The organism is Erwinia sp. B116 (assembly GCF_002865965.1).
Lineage (GTDB): Bacteria > Pseudomonadota > Gammaproteobacteria > Enterobacterales > Enterobacteriaceae > Erwinia.
Window position 1 is genome coordinate 9,611 of the sequence record NZ_JRZZ01000017.1, and the last position, 16,978, is coordinate 26,588.

The 16,978-nt window shown below is 63.3% G+C and carries 18 protein-coding genes; 10 read left to right on the forward strand and 8 right to left on the reverse strand.

What is annotated here, in order from left to right; translation table 11 throughout:
• A partial coding sequence (locus NV64_RS24070) for an MFS transporter (protein ID WP_369878882.1) occupies positions 1–797 on the forward strand: 797 nt, incomplete at its 5' end.
• On the opposite strand, the gene NV64_RS13090 is transcribed toward NV64_RS24070, so the two are convergent.
• On the reverse strand, positions 781–1,881 hold the full coding sequence (locus NV64_RS13090; RefSeq protein ID WP_101506083.1) for an AAA family ATPase: 1,101 nt from the start codon (positions 1,879–1,881) through the stop codon (positions 781–783). The genes NV64_RS24070 and NV64_RS13090 overlap by 17 nt on opposite strands.
• 220 nt (positions 1,882–2,101) lie before the next feature.
• Complete coding sequence (cysS, locus tag NV64_RS13095) at positions 2,102–3,490, reverse strand: cysteine--tRNA ligase (protein WP_056240308.1); 1,389 nt, start codon at positions 3,488–3,490, stop codon at positions 2,102–2,104.
• Between the two features lie 238 nt (positions 3,491–3,728).
• On the opposite strand from cysS, the gene ppiB reads away from it, so the two are divergent.
• The 4 genes from ppiB (at position 3,729) to purK (ending at position 6,898) form a co-directional block, all read left to right on the forward strand.
• The gene (gene ppiB / locus NV64_RS13100) at positions 3,729–4,223 is read left to right on the forward strand and encodes a peptidylprolyl isomerase B (RefSeq protein WP_056240310.1); all 495 of its coding nucleotides are present in this window, start codon (positions 3,729–3,731) and stop codon (positions 4,221–4,223) included.
• The gene (gene lpxH / locus NV64_RS13105) at positions 4,223–4,939 is read left to right on the forward strand and encodes a UDP-2,3-diacylglucosamine diphosphatase (protein WP_056240312.1); all 717 of its coding nucleotides are present in this window, start codon (positions 4,223–4,225) and stop codon (positions 4,937–4,939) included. Before ppiB ends, lpxH begins: the two co-directional genes overlap by 1 nt.
• Before the next feature lie 385 nt (positions 4,940–5,324).
• Positions 5,325–5,834, forward strand: a complete 510-nt coding sequence (gene purE, locus NV64_RS13110) for a 5-(carboxyamino)imidazole ribonucleotide mutase (RefSeq protein ID WP_056240316.1) — start codon at positions 5,325–5,327, stop codon at positions 5,832–5,834.
• Positions 5,831–6,898 (forward strand): 5-(carboxyamino)imidazole ribonucleotide synthase, encoded by a 1,068-nt coding sequence (gene purK, locus NV64_RS13115; protein WP_101506084.1) that lies wholly within the window; start codon positions 5,831–5,833, stop codon positions 6,896–6,898. The genes purE and purK overlap by 4 nt, the downstream gene beginning before the upstream one ends.
• A 65-nt stretch (positions 6,899–6,963) precedes the next feature.
• Here purK and NV64_RS13120 read toward each other — a convergent pair whose 3' ends face one another.
• From NV64_RS13120 to ybbA, 3 genes are all read right to left on the reverse strand, one after another.
• A complete protein-coding gene (locus NV64_RS13120) occupies positions 6,964–7,395 on the reverse strand; it encodes a DUF29 domain-containing protein (protein ID WP_056240324.1) in 432 nt (143 codons plus the stop codon).
• Between the two features lie 75 nt (positions 7,396–7,470).
• On the reverse strand, positions 7,471–9,888 hold the full coding sequence (ybbP, locus tag NV64_RS13125; RefSeq protein ID WP_056240326.1) for a putative ABC transporter permease subunit YbbP: 2,418 nt from the start codon (positions 9,886–9,888) through the stop codon (positions 7,471–7,473).
• Positions 9,885–10,571 carry a putative ABC transporter ATP-binding protein YbbA gene (gene ybbA, locus NV64_RS13130; RefSeq protein ID WP_056240329.1) on the reverse strand — a complete coding sequence of 229 codons (687 nt, stop codon included), beginning with the start codon at positions 10,569–10,571 and terminating at the stop codon, positions 9,885–9,887. Before ybbA ends, ybbP begins: the two co-directional genes overlap by 4 nt.
• On the opposite strand from ybbA, the gene tesA reads away from it, so the two are divergent.
• From tesA to NV64_RS13155, 5 genes are all read left to right on the forward strand, one after another.
• Positions 10,542–11,165, forward strand: a complete 624-nt coding sequence (gene tesA, locus NV64_RS13135) for a multifunctional acyl-CoA thioesterase I/protease I/lysophospholipase L1 (protein ID WP_146005488.1) — start codon at positions 10,542–10,544, stop codon at positions 11,163–11,165. The genes ybbA and tesA overlap by 30 nt on opposite strands.
• A 31-nt stretch (positions 11,166–11,196) precedes the next feature.
• Positions 11,197–11,970: an SDR family oxidoreductase gene (locus tag NV64_RS13140; protein ID WP_101506103.1), complete on the forward strand. Its 774-nt coding sequence runs from the start codon at positions 11,197–11,199 to the stop codon at positions 11,968–11,970.
• A 70-nt stretch (positions 11,971–12,040) separates the two neighbouring features.
• Entirely contained in the window at positions 12,041–12,898 is an 858-nt protein-coding gene (locus NV64_RS13145; RefSeq protein WP_056240330.1) for a co-chaperone YbbN, read from the forward strand.
• Between the two features lie 85 nt (positions 12,899–12,983).
• Positions 12,984–13,901, forward strand: a complete 918-nt coding sequence (locus tag NV64_RS13150) for an SPFH domain-containing protein (protein WP_056240333.1) — start codon at positions 12,984–12,986, stop codon at positions 13,899–13,901.
• Positions 13,898–14,350: an NfeD family protein gene (locus NV64_RS13155; RefSeq protein WP_056240337.1), complete on the forward strand. Its 453-nt coding sequence runs from the start codon at positions 13,898–13,900 to the stop codon at positions 14,348–14,350. Before NV64_RS13150 ends, NV64_RS13155 begins: the two co-directional genes overlap by 4 nt.
• Positions 14,351–14,427: 77 nt before the next feature.
• Here the strand turns inward: NV64_RS13155 and NV64_RS13160 are convergent, their stop codons facing one another.
• Genes NV64_RS13160 through NV64_RS13170 form a run of 3 tightly spaced genes read right to left on the reverse strand, consistent with a single transcriptional unit; the run spans position 14,428 to position 16,978 of the window.
• Positions 14,428–15,621: a PotD/PotF family extracellular solute-binding protein gene (locus NV64_RS13160; RefSeq protein ID WP_056240340.1), complete on the reverse strand. Its 1,194-nt coding sequence runs from the start codon at positions 15,619–15,621 to the stop codon at positions 14,428–14,430.
• Complete coding sequence (locus NV64_RS13165) at positions 15,618–16,679, reverse strand: GTP-binding protein (RefSeq protein WP_101506085.1); 1,062 nt, start codon at positions 16,677–16,679, stop codon at positions 15,618–15,620. The genes NV64_RS13160 and NV64_RS13165 overlap by 4 nt, the downstream gene beginning before the upstream one ends.
• Positions 16,676–16,978: a hypothetical protein gene (locus tag NV64_RS13170; RefSeq protein WP_056240347.1), complete on the reverse strand. Its 303-nt coding sequence runs from the start codon at positions 16,976–16,978 to the stop codon at positions 16,676–16,678. Before NV64_RS13170 ends, NV64_RS13165 begins: the two co-directional genes overlap by 4 nt.

Genomic DNA, 16,978 nt, shown 5'->3' on the forward strand with positions numbered 1-16,978 from the left:
TGCCGCTGGCACAGCTGCTGCTGCTGACCGCTGCCGTGCTGGCGATCGGCCTCGGCAGCACCGATCCGCGCCTTAGCGTTAACCTCGCCAGCGTGGCCCTCGCTGCCATACTGCTGCTGTTGCTGGTGCGCCGCGAGCGCAACGGTAAGTACCGTATGCTGCCGCGCAACGCGCTGCGCCGGGGCTCGCCGCTGCTGCCGCTCTACCTGACCATCGGCCTGCTGGTGGTGGGTATGACCAGTGAGACCTTTGTGCCTTACTTCCTGCAGCTGCTGCACGGCCAGTCGCCGCTGCTGTCGGGATATCTGGCAGCGCTGATGGCGGCCGGCTGGACGCTGGCGGAGATCTGGAGTTCCGGCTGGCAGGGCAAGCGCATCAGGCTGGCGATTGTAGCCGGTCCGCTGCTGGTGCTGGCGGGCATGGTCGCCCTGACGCTGGCGCTGCCGGTGAACGGCAACGGCGCGCCGGGGCTGCTGGTGGTGATTTCACTTGCGCTGCTGCTGGTCGGTTTCGGTATCGGGCTGGGCTGGCCGCATCTGCTGACCCGGGTGTTGCAGGTGACGCCGGAAGAGGAGCAGGACGCTGCCGCCACCTCGATCACCACCGTGCAGCTGGTGGCTACCGCGCTGGGGGCTGCGCTGGCCGGTATGCTGGCCAATCAGGGCGGGCTGAACGCGCCGGGCGGCATTGCCGGGGCGCAGAGCGCCGCGTATGTGCTGTTCGGCGTGCTGGCGCTGGCACCGCTGCTGGCGGTGTTCAGCGCCATGCGTTCAGCAGGCGCTATTCACCATCGTTAACGGCCACCTGCGTCGCCCCATTCACCTGCTCCAGCCGGTAGTGGGTGACATCGGTGTGGCGGGCGATCAGTTCCGCCAGCAGCGGCGAGTGGCTGGTTATCCACAGCTGGCTGTAGCGGCTGGCTTCGGCGATCAGCTGCGCCAGCGCCGGCAGCAGGTCCGGGTGCAGGCTGTTTTCGGGTTCGTTCAGCGCCATAAACGCCGGCGGACGCGGGCTGAGCAGCGCCACCACCAGGCAGAGAAAGCGCAGCGTGCCGTCGGAGAGTTCGGCGGCTTCCAGCGGGCGCAGGATGCCCTGGCGGTGCATCAGCATCTGGAAACGGCCGCTGTTCGCCTCCACGCTGAACTCACTCTCCGGGAAGGCCTGGCCGAGAATGCTGAACAGCAGCTCGCTATGGCCGCGCTCGCGAATAGTTTCAAAAGCGGCGGCGAGGTTGCTGCCGTCATGGGCGAGGATCGGCGAGCGGATGCCCACCTGCGGCGCGCGCAGCGGTGACCCCGGCCAGATGGCAAATTCGTGGTAGAAGCGCCAGCCGCGCAGGGTTTCCCGCACCCGCGACACTTCGGGATAGAGGTGCGGCTCCGACAGCTGGCCGAACACCGACTCTTCAGCGTGCAGCGAAGCCGGATAGGCCACCCGCTCGCCGTCGACGTTGTTGAGAAAAGCGACCTGGTTACGCCGATCCAGCAGCCGCGATGAGGGGCGGCGGCGGTGGCCGCTCAGCCACAGCTGCTCGGTTTTCACCAGCGGATCGAGGTTAAACAGGCTGACCAGCGGCTCCGGGTAACCGATCTCCAGCTGGTAGTCGTAATCTTCCATCTCCGCCGCGAGCACCATGCGCTTCAGCTCGCTGTTGCGTTCGCCGCGCCGCCCGCCGCCCGCCCACATCGATTTCTGGATCCCGCCCTCTTCGGCCAGCGCCGGCGACAGCCGTTCACAGGCCGCCTCATGCAGCAGCCGTACCGCTTTATACAGGTTGGATTTGCCGCAGCCGTTCGGCCCGGTGATGACGTTAAGCTGGCCGAGCCGCAGTTCCAGCTGGCGGATAGAACGGAAGTTGGTGATGGCGATCTGTCTGATCAACGTGAGATCCTCAGGGTATTAAAGGGGATCACAGGCAGGAAAGGGGCGGTGCCCGCTCCCGCGTACTCAGAGTGCCGACGGGCGGGTCGTCAGCGGCAGTGTGATGCTGCCGCCCGCAACATATGGCTCTGCTGCGGGCGGTAGCGACTCTTCGGCTGCCCTGATGTGGCCAGGCCGAAGCCCGCACGGGAACCGCGAGCTGCTGTTCCCGTGCCGCTGGTTACTTACGACGCCAGCTGGTGCCCGCCGGGCCGTCTTCCAGAATAATGCCCAGCGCGTTCAGCTGGTCGCGCGCCACGTCCGCCTGCGCCCAGTCCTTCGCCTGACGCGCATCGAAACGCATCTTGATCAGCGCTTCAATCTGCGCCACTTCTTCGTCGTTGATGTTCACGCCGCTCTGCAGGAACTGCTCCGGATCCTGCGCCAGCAGGCCGAGCACCGCCGCCAGCTGGCGCAGGCGCGCCGCCAGGCCGTTGGCCGCCGCCGCGTCTTCGCCCTTCAGGCGGTTAACTTCACGCGCCAGGTCGAACAGCGCCGAGTAGGCCACCGGGGTGTTGAAGTCATCGTCCATTGCCTCACGGAAGCGCGCTTCAAACTCATCGCCGCCCGCCGGTTCTGCCGCAGGATCGGTATTACGCAGCGCGTTGTACAGGCGCTCCAGCGCCGAACGCGCCTGGTTCAGGTTATCTTCGCCGTAGTTGAGCTGGCTGCGGTAGTGGCCGGACATCAGGAAGTAACGCACGGTTTCCGCGTCATAGTGCGCCAGCACGTCGCGCACGGTGAAGAAGTTGTTCAGCGATTTGGACATCTTCTCGCGGTCGATCATCACCATGCCGGAGTGCATCCAGTAGTTGACGTACGGGCCGTCGTGGGCGCAGGTCGACTGCGCCACTTCGTTCTCATGGTGCGGGAACATCAGGTCCGAGCCGCCGCCGTGGATGTCAAAGTGCGCCCCCAGCTGTTTGCAGTTCATCGCCGAGCACTCGATATGCCAGCCCGGACGGCCGTTGCCCCACGGCGATTCCCAGAAGGGTTCGTTCTCTTTCGACATTTTCCACAGCACGAAGTCCATTGGGTTGCGCTTGACGTCGGCCACTTCCGCCACGCGGGCGCCGGCCTGCAGCTGCTCCAGATCCTGGCGCGACAGCGAGCCGTAGTTGGGATCGCTGTCTGTCGAGAACATCACGTCGCCGTTGCTGGCCACGTAGGCGTGTTCGCGGGCGATCAGCGTCTGCACCAGCTCAATGATTTCAGCGATATGGCGGGTGGCGCGCGGCTCCAGGTCCGGCGGCAGGATATTCAGCGCCGCGAAGTCGGTGTGCATCTCCGCGATCATGCGGTTGGTCAGCTGCTCGATGGTTTCACCGTTCTCGTTGGCACGTTTGATGATCTTGTCATCAATATCGGTGATGTTGCGCACGTACTTCAGCGAGTAGCCAAGGTAACGCAGGTAGCGTGACACCACGTCAAACGCGACAAAGGTCCTGCCGTGTCCAATGTGACAGAGGTCATAAACGGTAATGCCGCACACGTACATGCCGACCTGGCCAGCATGGATAGGTTTAAATTCCTCTTTTTGACGACTCAGGGTGTTGTAAATCTTTAGCATTGAGACATTCCGTTTTAGGCGTGTGCGGGTTAACGATAAAAAAGGTGAATCCGGTATTCTGACGTATTTTTTAGCGAAGCGCCACGCAAAGCACCGCTACAGACACTGGCGATATGCAGCAGGGCTGACTCACCATCACATTTTGTGATATAAGAGCCGTCTGTCGCACGCGGGAAGCGTTTGCCTGACCGTTTCGTGCGCCAATCGTTAAAAACTCCAACCCTGACAGGATGAGAATATGGTCACTTTCCAGACTAACCATGGTGACATCGTCATCAAGACTTTCGACGATAAAGCCCCTGCAACCGTTAAGAACTTCCTGGAATACTGCCGCGAAGGTTTCTACGACAACACCATTTTCCACCGTGTGATCAACGGGTTTATGATTCAGGGCGGCGGCTTTGAGCCGGGCATGAAGCAGAAAGACACCAAAGAAGAGATCCGTAACGAAGCCAGCAACGGCCTGAAGAACACCAAAGGCACCCTGGCGATGGCGCGTACTCAGGCTCCTCACTCGGCCACCGCACAGTTCTTCATCAACGTTGCCGACAACGACTTCCTGAACTTCCGTGACGAAAGCCTGCAGGGCTGGGGTTACTGCGTGTTCGCTGAAGTGGTTGAAGGTATGGACGTGGTTGAGAAAATCAAAGCCGTCTCTACCGGCCGCAGCGGCATGCACCAGGACGTGCCGAAAGACGACGTGATCGTTCAGAAAGTCACCGTCAGCGAATAATGTCGCACACGCTGTTTATCGCAGATATCCATCTGTGTACTGAAGAACCGGCAATCACTGCCGGTTTTCTGCATTTTTTACGCCGTGAAGCACAGCACGCCGACGCGCTGTATATTCTCGGCGATTTGTTTGAAGCCTGGATCGGCGACGACGATCCGAATCCGCTGCACGCGGAGGTGGCCCGCGCCCTGCGCCAGCTGACCATTCCCTGCTACTTTATTCACGGCAACCGCGACTTCCTGCTCGGTAAACGCTTTGCGGCGGCCAGCGGTATGCGGCTGCTGCCGGAAGAACAGGTGCTGGAGCTGTACGGTAAGCGGGTGCTGATTATGCACGGCGATACGCTCTGCACCGACGATGAAGGCTACCAGAGGTTTCGCCGCAAGGTGCATAACCCGTGGGTACAGCGGCTGTTCCTCGCCCTGCCGCTGTTTGTGCGCCAGCGTATTGCGCGCAAAATGCGGGCCGGCAGTAAAGCGGCTAACAGCGGCAAAGATATGGCGATTATGGACGTCAATCCGCAGGCGGTGGCTGAAGCCATGCATCGCCGGAACGTGCCTTACCTGATCCACGGCCACACCCATCGCCCGGCGGTACATCAGCTTGAGATCGACGGCCATCCCGCCGAACGGCTGGTGCTGGGAGCCTGGCACGAGCAGGGGTCGATGATTAAAGTGAGTGCAGACGACATCGCGCTGATCGCTTTTCCCTTCTGAGCAGCCCCTCTGCTGACAGGATAGCCGCACCAGGCAGACGATTCGCGATCCCCTTTGCGACGCCAGGCAGTTTGCCTCACCGTTGATATGCCATGGCAGACGATTTTCGATCGCCGTGGCTTCTGCGCTCAGACCGTCCGCAGATCGCCTTCCCGCTCTGAACAGACGGCTTACCGGTTGCTCTGCCAGCTGAAAAGACTGGCCGTTCCTCCCAGCGCCATTATCGGCCCCGTCCCGATAAAGTTGCCGCTGAACGGCGGTCACTTTGCGCTACGCAACCGTTTTCCTTCGCCATCAGTCATGGTATTCTCTCTGCCCTTCCCACCCGGTCAGCCGCTGTTTCGGCTCTCCCGGTGACGTTTTACATTCACAGGAGTTTACCCGCATGTCATCCAACGCCGCTCCGGCCCGCATTGCTATCGTTATGGGTTCCAAAAGTGACTGGGCTACTATGCAGTTCACCGCGGATATCCTCACTGAACTGGCCGTGCCGTTCCACTGCGAAGTCGTTTCCGCGCACCGCACGCCGGATAAGCTGTTCAGCTTTGCCGAAACGGCGGCGGAAAACGGCTATCAGGTGATTATTGCGGGCGCGGGCGGCGCGGCGCACCTGCCGGGCATGCTGGCGGCAAAAACGCTGGTGCCGGTGCTGGGCGTGCCGGTGCAGAGCGCGGCGCTGAGCGGCGTCGACAGCCTCTACTCCATCGTACAGATGCCGCGCGGCATTCCGGTGGGTACGCTGGCGATCGGCAAAGCGGGCGCGGCCAACGCGGCCCTGCTGGCGGCGCAGATCCTGGCGTTGCACGACGCTGAGCTGGCGGCCCGTATGGCGGCCTGGCGTCAGGCGCAGACCGATGAGGTGCTGAACAACCCGGATCCGCAGGTGCAGGCATGAAACCGGTCTGCGTATTAGGAAACGGCCAGCTGGGCCGTATGCTGCGCCAGGCCGGTGAGCCGCTGGGCATCGCCGTGTATCCGGTGGGTCTGGACGCCGATCCGGCCGCGCTGCCGATCGCTTCCAGCGTGATCACCGCCGAGATCGAGCGCTGGCCGGAAACCGCGCTGACCCGCGAGCTGGCCAGCCATAGCGCCTTTGTGAACCGCGATATTTTCCCGCGGCTGGCCGACCGCCTGACGCAGAAGCAGCTGCTGGATCAGCTGGGCCTGGCGACCGCACCGTGGCAGCTGCTGTCTGACGCTGACCAGTGGGCGCAGGTGTTCACCACCCTCGGCGAGCTGGCGATCGTTAAGCGCCGCACCGGCGGCTACGACGGCCGCGGCCAGTGGCGGCTGCGCGCGGCGGATACCGCCACCCTGCCCGCCGAGTGCTACGGCGAGTGCATCGTGGAGCGCGGGATTAACTTCTCCGGTGAAGTGTCGCTGGTGGGCGCACGCGGCCACGACGGTAAAACGGTGTTCTATCCGCTGACCCATAATCTGCATCAGGACGGCATTCTGCGCACCAGCGTAATGCTGCCGGATGTGGATGCGGCGCACCAGCAGCAGGCTGAGAAGATGCTGTCGGCGATCATGAACGAGCTCAGCTACGTCGGCGTGATGGCGATGGAGTGCTTTGTGGTGCCGGAAGGCCTGCTGATCAACGAGCTGGCACCGCGCGTGCACAACAGCGGCCACTGGACGCAGAACGGCGCGTCGATCGGTCAGTTCGAGCTGCACCTGCGGGCGATCCTTGGCCTGCCGCTGCCGCAGCCGGTGGCCAATACGCCGGCGGTGATGGTTAACCTGATCGGCACCGACGTAAACCGGGACTGGCTGAACCAGCCGCTGGTGCATCTGCACTGGTACGAGAAAGAGGTGCGCCCGGGCCGTAAGGTCGGCCACCTTAACCTGGCCGATCGCAGCCCGGCCGCGCTGGCCGACGCGCTGAACGCGCTGGTGCCGATGCTGCCGGAAGAGTACGCCAGCGGCATTGCGTGGGCGGTGGAGAAGCTGGGGTAAATCCGGCCACCGTTCTGCTTAACAAAAAAACACCGCCACGGCGGTGTTTTTTTATAGTGAGCAGGCTATTGCGGGTAAAACTGGCTGTCCGTCAGCTGCTCATAGTCCCACGGGCAGTCGGCCGGAAAGGTCTGCGCTTCCAGGCCCGTCTCTCTTGATGCAGAGAGGATAGCATCCCCGTAGGCATCTGCCATCAGCTCCCCCAGTTCATTTTTAAGACTCGGGTTACGGCTGAGGCGACGCACTATTTTTCGCCGTTGCTCCGCAATAGTTAGCTGCAAGCTACGGCCGCGATGAGAAGGCTGATACTGCCACTTCAGCAGATGCTGAAACAGCACTTCCAGGCGTGATTCCAGTTCACGTCGCTCACTGTTACCCATGCTCTCAATTTCCTCAAGCAGGTTCCGTGTGTCCAGCAAGTGCAGGTTACCCGAACGCAGCAAACCCGCCTGCTCCTGAGTCCAGCCATAAAAGTCGCTGTCATAACGTGTAGTCATTGTCGTCTCCGTTACATTGCAGCTAAACCGATTAGGGCAGTTTGTCAGAGAAGCCTCCCAACGTCAAAAGCCTCCTCATCCCGCATAATACCCGCGAAACAGCGCCTTGCCCTTCAGCAGCCGTACGCCGAGCCAGCCGCCGCACAGCGACAGCAGCAGCGCACCGCTGAGCGGCAGCACCAGCCACAGCGTCCAGTCCGGCTGCCACGGGAAGTCGAACACCTTACGCTGCAGGCCCCACAGCGCCGCTTCCGCGCCGATGGCGGCGGCCACGCCGGAGACCACGCCGAGCAGCGCAAACTCGCACCACAGCGTGCCGCGCAGCAGCTTTTTGCCGGCGCCGAGCGTGCGGTAGACCACCAGCTCCTGACGACGCTGGCGCATGCCGACCTGGATCTGCGCCAGCAGCAGCAGCACGCCGCAGGCGGTGACCAGAATCACCATAACTTCCAGCGCCTGGCTGACCTGCGCCAGCACCTGACCAATCTGCTTCAGAATAGTGCCGATATCCAGCAGGCTGAGGGTCGGGAACGCGCGGTTAAGCTGCACCAGCGCGGCGTCGTTGCCCTCCATGCGGAAGCTGGTCAGCCAGCTTTGCGGCTGACCGTCCAGCGCGCCCGGCGGGAAGATAAAGAAGAAGTTTGGCTTCAGGCTCTCCCAGTCCACCTTACGCATGCTGGTGATCTTCGCGCTGAACGGCTGGGTATCGCCGGTAAACGTCACCGTATCACCCAGTTTCACCCCCAGCCGCCCGGCCAGCTCCTGCTCAATCGACACTTCACCCGCTTTCGGCGGCCACTGGCCTGCAGTGAGCGGGTTGTGATCCGGTAAATCCTGTTGCCAGGTCAGGTTCAGCTCGCGGTTCAGCGATTCGTCCTTCTCCGGGTCAGCCTGCTGACCGTTGATGCCGGTCAGGCGCACCCGCGCCACCGGATAAAACGTTTCCGGTGTCACCTGATGCTGTTCAAGGAAGGTTTTCACCTGCGGCACCTGCTCCGTGGTGATGTTCAGCAGGAAGTAGTTCGGGCTGCCCGGCGGCAGCTGCTGCTGCCAGCGGTCCAGCAGATCGCCGCGCATTACCAGCAGCAGCGCCAGCAGCATAAACGAGAGCGAGAACGCCGCCAGCTGGCTGAGGGTGGTCCACGGCTGGCGCAAGAGGCGGTTTACCGCCAGGCGGAAGGCGAGGTTACGCACGGTCAGGCGACGCAGCAGCAGCAGTCCGCCCCAGCCAATCGCCCCCAGCAGCAGCGACAGCAGCACGATGCCCGCCACCAGCGCCCACAGCAGTTTACTGCCGCCGACCAGCAGCGCCAGCAGGCCGATCACCACCAGCGCCATTACCGGCAGGTAGAACTTCAGCGGCCACAGGTTAGCCACCGTATCGCGCCGCAGCACGCGCAGCGGCTGGGTAGCCAGCAGCAGGCGGTAGGGGCGCAGACCCACCAGCAGCGAAATCACAAACAGTGAGCCGACCGCCCACAGCCACGGCCAGGCGCTGGCGGCGGGCAGTTCCCCCGGCAGCACCGGGCGCAGCATCCGCAACAGCAAGGCCTCAAAGCCCAGCCCGATGGCGCTGCCGGTGACGGCCGCCAGCAGCAGCACCGACAGCCACTGGCCGACGATCAGCTTACGCAGCGCCCGGCGGTTGGCGCCGAGCGTTTTCAGCACCGCCACCAGGTCGTAGCGGCTGCGGCAGTAGTGGTTCATCGCTACCGTTACCGCGGCAATCGCCAGCATCAGCGTCAGCAGCGCCGACAGCAGCAGGAACTGCTGGGCACGCTGCATCGATTTACCCAGCGCATCCTCCGAGTTCTCGACGCTGATCCAGCGCTGATCGGCGGTCAGGCGGCTGGCGATCCAGCCGTCGTAACGCGCCAGCTGGTCGGGATTACCGGCAAATTTGTAACGCCAGGTGACGCGGCTGCCGGGCTGGATCGCCCCGGTCTTCTCCACGTCGGCCAGATTCATCAGCAGGCGCGGCGCGGTCTGGAACGGGTTAAAGCCGGCATCCGGCTCCTGAATCACCTCGCCGCTGATACGCAGCGTGGTATCTCCCACGTCGAGCTCATCCCCCGCCTTACGCCCCAGCAGCGCCAGCAGGCGCGGCGCGGCCAGCACCGTGCCCGCCGCCGGTTTCAGCCCGGCTGGCTGCGTGTCCAGCGTGCCAAACATCGGGTAGGCGTCGTCCACCGCCTTGACCGAGGCCAGCTGTGGCGTGTCACCGGCAAAGGTCATGGTCATAAAGGTGAGCTGTCGCGCCACCTGCAGGCCGTCATCACGCGCCTGCTGCAGCCACGCGTCCGGTACCGGCTTCGCGGTCTGCAGGGTGCGATCGCCGGCCATAAAGTCGCGGCTCTGCTGCGTCAGCCCCTTCTCCATGCGGTCGCTGAGCGAGCCGAGCGCCAGCACGCAGGCCACCGCCAGGGTCAGCGCCAGCCAGACGATCAGCAGCGAGGGGGATTTCCACTCGCGCCAGAACCAGCGCCAGATCATGCTTCCTCCCACAGCTTGCCGTCGCGCAGCCGCAGGCGGCGGTCGCAGCGCGCCGCCAGCTGCTCGTCGTGGGTCACCAGGATCAGCGTGGTGGCGAAGTCGCGGTTCATGGAGAACAGCAGGTCGGCGATGCGATCGCCGGTTTTACGATCGAGGTTGCCGGTGGGCTCATCGGCAAACAGCAGCGCCGGGCGGCCGTTAAAGGCGCGGGCCAGCGCCACGCGTTGCTGCTCACCGCCGGAGAGCTGCGCCGGCAGGTGGGTTAAGCGCTCACCAAGCCCCAGCTGGGCCAGCAGCGCCGCCGCCTGTTCGCGGCTCTGGCGATCTTTGTCGCCGCGCAGCAGGGCCGGTAGTTGCACGTTTTCTACGGCGTTGAGGGTGGGAACCAGCATAAACGACTGGAAGACAAAACCGACGTTCTGCGCGCGCAGCTCGGCCCGCTGCTCCTCATCCATCTGGTGCAGCGGCTGGCCCAGCAGGTGCACCTCGCCTTCGCTGCCGTCATCCAGCCCGGCAATAATTCCCAGCAGGGTCGACTTGCCGGAGCCGGACTCGCCGATCAGGGCAATCGTTTCTGCCGGTTTGACAACCAGCTCAACTCCGGTAAGGATGGAAAGCTGATGCTCACCCGAACCGACGGACTTACTAAGACGATGAACTTCAAGAATGTTTTCCGCTGGCATTACCCTGTCCTGTTGTTAATAGCGCTGATGTCGCTGCGTGCGACGGCAGCAGATACCCTGCTGGTGCTCGGTGACAGCCTGAGCGCCGGTTACCGGATGTCGGCCAGTGCCGCATGGCCGGCGCTGCTCAATGATAAGTGGCAAGAATCCCCTGCCGTGGTTAACGGTAGCATAAGTGGCGACACCGCGGCGCAGGGCCTGTCGCGCCTGCCCGCGCTGCTGAAGCAGCATCAGCCGCGCTGGGTGCTGATTGAACTCGGTGGCAACGATGGCCTGCGCGGCTTTCCGCCGCAGCAGCTGAAACAGACGCTGGACCAGGTAATTAGCCAGGTCAAAGCGGCGAAAGCCGAGCCGCTGCTGATGCAGGTGCGCCTGCCCGCCAACTATGGCCGCCGCTACACCGAGTCCTTTTCGGCGATTTACCCTGAGCTGGCGCAGCACTATTCAATTCCACTGGTGCCGTTTTTTATGGAGCAGGTCTATCTGAAACCGGAATGGATGCAGGATGACGGTATCCACCCGGCTCCTGCCGCGCAGCCGTTTATCGCCGATCTGCTGGCGAAGCAACTGACCCCCTTAGTTAACCATGAGTGACCCGGTTGTGAGCGGGCAGGCAGGTAAAGATATGCAAAAATCAGTCGTAATTACCGGCAGTTCCAGCGGTATCGGTCTGGCGGCTGCCAATGACCTGCTGCGCCGTGGCTATCATGTCATCGCCGCGTGCCGGAAACCGCAGGATGTGGAACGGATGGCTGAGCTGGGCTTCAGCGGTGTGCAGCTGGATCTGGATGATGAGCAGAGCGTGGCGCGAGCTGCCGCAGAGATCCTGACGCTGTGCGACGGGCGGCTGTACGGGCTTTTTAACAACGGCGGCTTTGGTATTTACGGGCCATTGCAGCTGATTACCCGCCAGCAGCTGGAGCAGCAGTTCTCCACCAACCTGTTTGGCACCCACCAGCTGACCACCCTGCTGTTGCCCGCGCTGATCGCCAGCGGCGACGGGCGCATTATCAATACCAGCTCGGTGCTCGGACTGGTCTCCACCCCCGGTCGCGGTGCCTATGCGGCCAGTAAATACGCGCTGGAAGCCTGGTCCGATGCGCTGCGCATGGAGCTGCACGGCAGCGGCGTACGCGTCAGCCTGATCGAACCGGGGCCGATCGCCAGCCGTTTTACCGATAACGTCAGCCAGGCCGAGCAGGATAAGCCGGTGAAAAATCCCGGCATCGCCGCACGCTTTACCCTGCCGCCGGAGGCGGTGCTGCCTAAGCTGCGCCATGCGCTGGAGAGCCGCCGTCCGCGGCTGCGTTATCCTGTGACGCTGGTCGCACATCTGATGAGCGTGCTGAAACGCCTGCTGCCGGGCCGGATACTGGATCGTATTTTACGCCAGAAATAGCCGGCAGGGCTTGAAGCTGACGCCGCTGCCCCAATACAGTGAGAAACTCACGTGAAAAAGAGACGAATTCATGTCACCACAAGCTGTCATTGTTGATATTAACGAAACCAACCTGCACGCCACGCTGGAACAGTCGATGCAGGTACCGGTGCTGTTTTACTGCTGGTCTGCCCGCAGCCAGCATTGTCAGCAGCTGACCCCGCTCCTTGACCGCCTGGCGCAGGAGTATGCCGGGCAGTTTATTCTGGCAAAACTGGACTGCGACGCCGAACCGGCGGTCGCCCAGCAGTTTGGCCTGCGCTCGATCCCGACCGTCTATCTGTTCCAGAACGGTCAGCCGGTCGATGGCTTCCAGGGGCCACAGCCGGAAGAGGCGGTCCGTGCCCTGCTGGAAAAAGTGTTGCCGAAGGAAGAGGAGCTGAAAGCACAGCAGGCGATGCAGCTGATGGACGAAGGCAAGCTGATTGAGGCACTGCCGCTGCTGAAAGATGCCTGGCAGCTGAGCAAGCAGCGCAGCGATATCGGCTTCCTGCTGGCGGAAGTGCTGATTGGCCTGAACCGCAGCGACGAGGCCGAAGCGGTGCTGAAGGTGGTGCCGCTGCAGGATCAGGATACCCGCTATCAGGGGCTGGTGGCGCAGATCGACCTGCTGAAGCAGGCAGCGGACAGCCCGGAGATCCAGCAGCTTCAGCAGCAGCATGAAGCCGATCCGGACAACGCGGCGCTGGCCACCCAGCTGGCGATCCAGCTGCAGCAGGTGGGCCGTAACGAAGAGGCGCTGGAGCTGCTGTTCAGCTACCTGAAGAAAGATCTTGGCGCTGCCGACGGCCAGGCACGTAAAACCCTGCAGGAGATCCTCGCGGCGCTGGGCACCGGCGACGCGCTGGCGGCTAAATATCGTCGTCAGCTCTATTCGCTGCTGTACTAAAATTAACTATCGCCCCTGTCCGCTCAGTTGGCCGCCGGCCGCGTGAGCGGGCCCTTGCTCTCCCATATAACAATCCGGAGGTTGTATGCTGGCTGTCATTCCCGTCATTGTCGTCCTGGCGCTTATTCTGGTCTGGTCGGGCATCAAGATCGTACCGCAGGGCTATCAGTGGACGGTGGAGCGCTTTGGCCGCTATACCACGACGCTGCAGCCGGGCCTGAACCTGGTGGTGCCGTTTATGGACCGCGTCGGCCGCAAAATTAATATGATGGAGCAGGTAGTCGATATCCCTTCCCAGGAGATCATCTCCAAGGATAACGCCAGCGTCACCATCGATGCGGTGTGCTTTATTCAGGTGGTCGACCCGGCGCGTGCCGCCTATGAGGTCAGCAATCTGCAGCTGGCGATCATCAACCTGACCATGACCAACATGCGTACCGTACTCGGCTCTATGGAGCTGGACGAGATGCTGTCGCAGCGCGACAACATCAATACCCGCCTGCTGCACATCGTCGATGAAGCGACTAATCCGTGGGGGGTGAAGATCACCCGTATTGAGATCCGCGACGTGCGGCCGCCGGCCGAGCTGATCGCCTCAATGAACGCGCAGATGAAGGCCGAACGCACCAAGCGCGCCGATATTCTGGAAGCGGAAGGGGTGCGCCAGGCGGCGATCCTGCGTGCAGAGGGCGAGAAGCAGTCGCAGATCCTTAAGGCGGAGGGTGAACGTCAGTCGGCGTTTCTGGCCGCTGAGGCGCGCGAGCGCGGGGCAGAAGCGGAAGCGCGGGCGACGAAAATGGTCTCTGAGGCGATTGCCGCCGGCGATATTCAGGCAATTAACTACTTTGTGGCGCAGAAGTACACCGATGCGCTGCAGCAGATCGGCTCGGCCAGCAACAGCAAGGTGGTGATGATGCCGCTGGAGGCCAGCAGCCTGATGGGCTCGATTGCCGGCATCAGCGAACTGCTGGGCGACAGCAAGCGCGAGCGTAACAAGGGATGATTGGTGAGCTGCTCTCTCACCCCTGGTGGCTGTGGCTGACGCTGGGCGGACTGCTGCTGGCCGCCGAGATGCTCGGCACCAGCGGCTACCTGCTGTGGAGCGGCGTGGCGGCGGTGCTGGTCGGGCTGCTGGTGTGGCTGGTACCGCTGGCGTGGGAGTGGCAGGGGCTGAGTTTTGCCGTCCTTACCGTGCTGGCGGCGCTGTGGTGGCACCGCTGGCTGAAGCACCGCGACCGCCGTCACCCCCCTTCCCAGCTTAACCAGCGCGGCCAGCAGCTGATTGGCCGCCAGCTGACGCTGGACGCACCGCTGGTGAACGGCTTCGGCCACGTGCGCGTCGGCGATGGCAACTGGCGGGTGCAGGCGGATGAGGGTCTGCCTGCCGGTAGCCTGGTGACCGTGGTGGCGGTGGAAGGGATTACGCTGCGTATCGTTCGCAGCCAGCCATAGCCTTCTTCCGCACTCCTGCCAGGCAGCATGTGCAGCCTCAGACACGCTGGCACCCCTGCCAGACACGATCGGCATCCTCAGGCGCGCAGGCAGTCCTGCCAGCGCCTGACCAGATAGTTGTGTTCGTCCATCACCGAGTTCCATACCGCAATATGGCTCATACGCTGTTCATAGCTGCCGCCGTCGCGAAGTTCGCCTTTGGCAATCAGCGGCTCGCCCCAGGCGTTGGGCAACGTTTCCCGCGCCGGCAATCCGCCGTACCAGAAGTCCCACTCGGCGGCGGACATATACGGCCTGCTGCGCTGCGGGTTGGAGATGTAATACCCCTGCCGCGCCATTACCGCCCCCGGCCAGCCGGACTGCCACCAGTTCAGGTAGTCATAGGCCGCATCACGAATTTTACCGCTGGCGCAGCGCGACAGCGACATGCCGCCGTACCAGGCACGATAACCTTCACGCGGCGTAGCCAGCTTATAACCGTGCTGGCGGAAATGATGGCGAAAATAGGTCGGTGCCCACAGGCTCTGCACGCCGACCTGCTGATTTTCGATCAGCTTGCAGGCCTGATCCTGGGTCGACCAGAAGGCGGCAAAGTGCCCCTGCCGCCGCAGCCGCGCCAGCTCGCCGGTCAGGCTGTCGATCTCCTCCAGCGTCAGATTCCCCACGTTGGCAAAGCGCTGTAGCCCGGCCCCCTGCACCGCCAGCGCCGCGTCCAGCCCCCCCATCGCCGCATCGTCCTGAAACGCCGCCTGCCCCGAGTAAGCCGGGTGCAGCAGCCAGCCCCAGCTCTCCTCCTCACCCTGCAGGCCGCGCGGCAGCCGGTCGGCGTGATAGGCAAAGCTGTCGGCGTTGTGGGTTAGCGGCAGCATGCTGATCAGCTCGCCCGGCAGGCAGCCGAGGCTGTTGTCGCGCTGCACGTAAAGCCGGTTGACCGGCACGCTGCCATCTCCCAGCCGGCCGCCGGGACGCAGGGTACCGGTTTTCGGCAGGCTGTTGATCTCATCCCAGTAGCTCAGGCGGGCGATCTCCAGCGGCTGGATCGCCCGCGCCGGCCAGACAAAATCGATATTGTGGAACCACTGATCGTAGAGATCGTAGCTTTCCGGCTCCATCACCGCGATGCGCTGCGCGTCCTCGACGCTGCGCAGCAGGTAGTCGATTTTTATCCCCAGGTCCTGCTCGGCGCGCTCACGCAGCAGCTCCAGCAGGGTGACCGAGGTGCCAAGCACGCGCAGGGTAATGTTACTGGTGGCAACCGCCGCTGAAGTCATGGTGCTGTGTCCCCGGTTAAAAATGGCTGCTGGAAGCGCAGAAACGCCTGTTTCAGCCGCGAGGCCGACACGCCGCGCAGAATGAACACCAGCTGTGACTGCTGCAGTTCCCCCGGCCAGTCGTTAAGGTGCACCGGCGGGTGCAGGCTGTGCTGCACGCCGTGGATCGCGACCGGCGTCTGGCTTTCGCTGACCCGCAGAATGCCTTTCATACGTAAAATGCTGGCCCCGTGGCAATGTAACAGCATCGACAGCCAGACGGCAAAAGCCGGCCAGTTTATTTTATCCTGCAGGGTGATGACGCAGGTTTCGGTCAGCGGGTGCTGCAGGTGTGGCAGCTGCGGATGCCCCCCGGCGCTGACGTCGCCACTTTTCGCAACGGCACGCGCTGCCGCCACGGCCGGGGCCGGTCCCAGCCAGCGAAAACGCTGGCTGGCGCTGCCGTGCGTATAGCTCAGCCGGAACAGGTCAGCCAGTTCAGCCCCGGCTGGCAGCAGCTCTGCCAGCGGATTCAGCTGGCACAGGCGGTCCGCCAGCGCCTCTGCCTGCGTGGCGCTGACCCGGTCACGCTTGCTAATCAGCAGCCGGTCGGCGGCCGTCACCTGCGCCAGCCACTCCGGGTGCTGCTGCCCCTCGCTGAGCCCGTGCTCGGCATCCACCAGCGTGACCAGCGCGCCCTGCTTAAAGTGGAACTGCAGCTGGCGGTCGTGCAGCAGGGTGGAGAGGATCGGTGCCGGATCGGCCAGCCCGGTGGTTTCGAGGATCACCTGGCTGAACGGCGGCAGCTCACCGCGCTCGCGCCGCTCCCACAGATCCAGCAGCGCCTGTTTCAGCTCGCCGCGGATCTGGCAGCAGACGCAGCCACCGGGCAGCAGCACCGTGTCCGGCGCCACCTCATTTAACAGCAGATGGTCGATGCCCACCTCGCCAAACTCGTTAACCAGCAGCGCCACGTCGCTCAGCACCTGGCCCTGCAGCCAGCGTTTGAGCAGCGTGGTTTTGCCGCTGCCGAGAAAACCGCTCAGCACCTGCACCGGCAGCCGGCTATCGCCGTTCATCGCCCGCTCCCCCCATCCAGCGCCGCCAGATAAGCTTCGTCGAGTGGATCGACTGGCCGCCTGAGCATTTTTTCCGCCTCCTGCCAGATCTGCTGCAGGTTACTGACCAGCGCCTGCTGCCCGGTCGGCCCGGCCAGCAGCCAGCTGCTGTGGAAATCGCTCAGCTTCAGCCGGTACGGGGCCAGCGCCCGGTTAAGCATCGCCAGCTGTTGCAGCCGCAGCTGGCGGCGCGGCAGGGTCTGCTGCAGCGGATCGCTCCACTGCGGGCCGTCATCAAGTAAACCGCATACGCCACACAT

Coding starts and splice junctions, on each gene's coding strand:
- cysS (WP_056240308.1), bottom strand. CDS start 3,490: ATGCTAAAGATTTACAACACCCTGAGTCGTCAAAAAGAGGAATTTAAA.
- ppiB (WP_056240310.1), top strand. CDS start 3,729: ATGGTCACTTTCCAGACTAACCATGGTGACATCGTCATCAAGACTTTC.
- lpxH (WP_056240312.1), top strand. CDS start 4,223: ATGTCGCACACGCTGTTTATCGCAGATATCCATCTGTGTACTGAAGAA.
- purE (WP_056240316.1), top strand. CDS start 5,325: ATGTCATCCAACGCCGCTCCGGCCCGCATTGCTATCGTTATGGGTTCC.
- purK (WP_101506084.1), top strand. CDS start 5,831: ATGAAACCGGTCTGCGTATTAGGAAACGGCCAGCTGGGCCGTATGCTG.
- NV64_RS13120 (WP_056240324.1), bottom strand. CDS start 7,395: ATGACTACACGTTATGACAGCGACTTTTATGGCTGGACTCAGGAGCAG.
- ybbP (WP_056240326.1), bottom strand. CDS start 9,888: ATGATCTGGCGCTGGTTCTGGCGCGAGTGGAAATCCCCCTCGCTGCTG.
- tesA (WP_146005488.1), top strand. CDS start 10,542: ATGAACTTCAAGAATGTTTTCCGCTGGCATTACCCTGTCCTGTTGTTA.
- ybbA (WP_056240329.1), bottom strand. CDS start 10,571: ATGCCAGCGGAAAACATTCTTGAAGTTCATCGTCTTAGTAAGTCCGTC.
- NV64_RS13140 (WP_101506103.1), top strand. CDS start 11,197: ATGCAAAAATCAGTCGTAATTACCGGCAGTTCCAGCGGTATCGGTCTG.
- NV64_RS13145 (WP_056240330.1), top strand. CDS start 12,041: ATGTCACCACAAGCTGTCATTGTTGATATTAACGAAACCAACCTGCAC.
- NV64_RS13150 (WP_056240333.1), top strand. CDS start 12,984: ATGCTGGCTGTCATTCCCGTCATTGTCGTCCTGGCGCTTATTCTGGTC.
- NV64_RS13155 (WP_056240337.1), top strand. CDS start 13,898: ATGATTGGTGAGCTGCTCTCTCACCCCTGGTGGCTGTGGCTGACGCTG.
- NV64_RS13160 (WP_056240340.1), bottom strand. CDS start 15,621: ATGACTTCAGCGGCGGTTGCCACCAGTAACATTACCCTGCGCGTGCTT.
- NV64_RS13165 (WP_101506085.1), bottom strand. CDS start 16,679: ATGAACGGCGATAGCCGGCTGCCGGTGCAGGTGCTGAGCGGTTTTCTC.
- NV64_RS13170 (WP_056240347.1), bottom strand. CDS start 16,978: ATGTGTGGCGTATGCGGTTTACTTGATGACGGCCCGCAGTGGAGCGAT.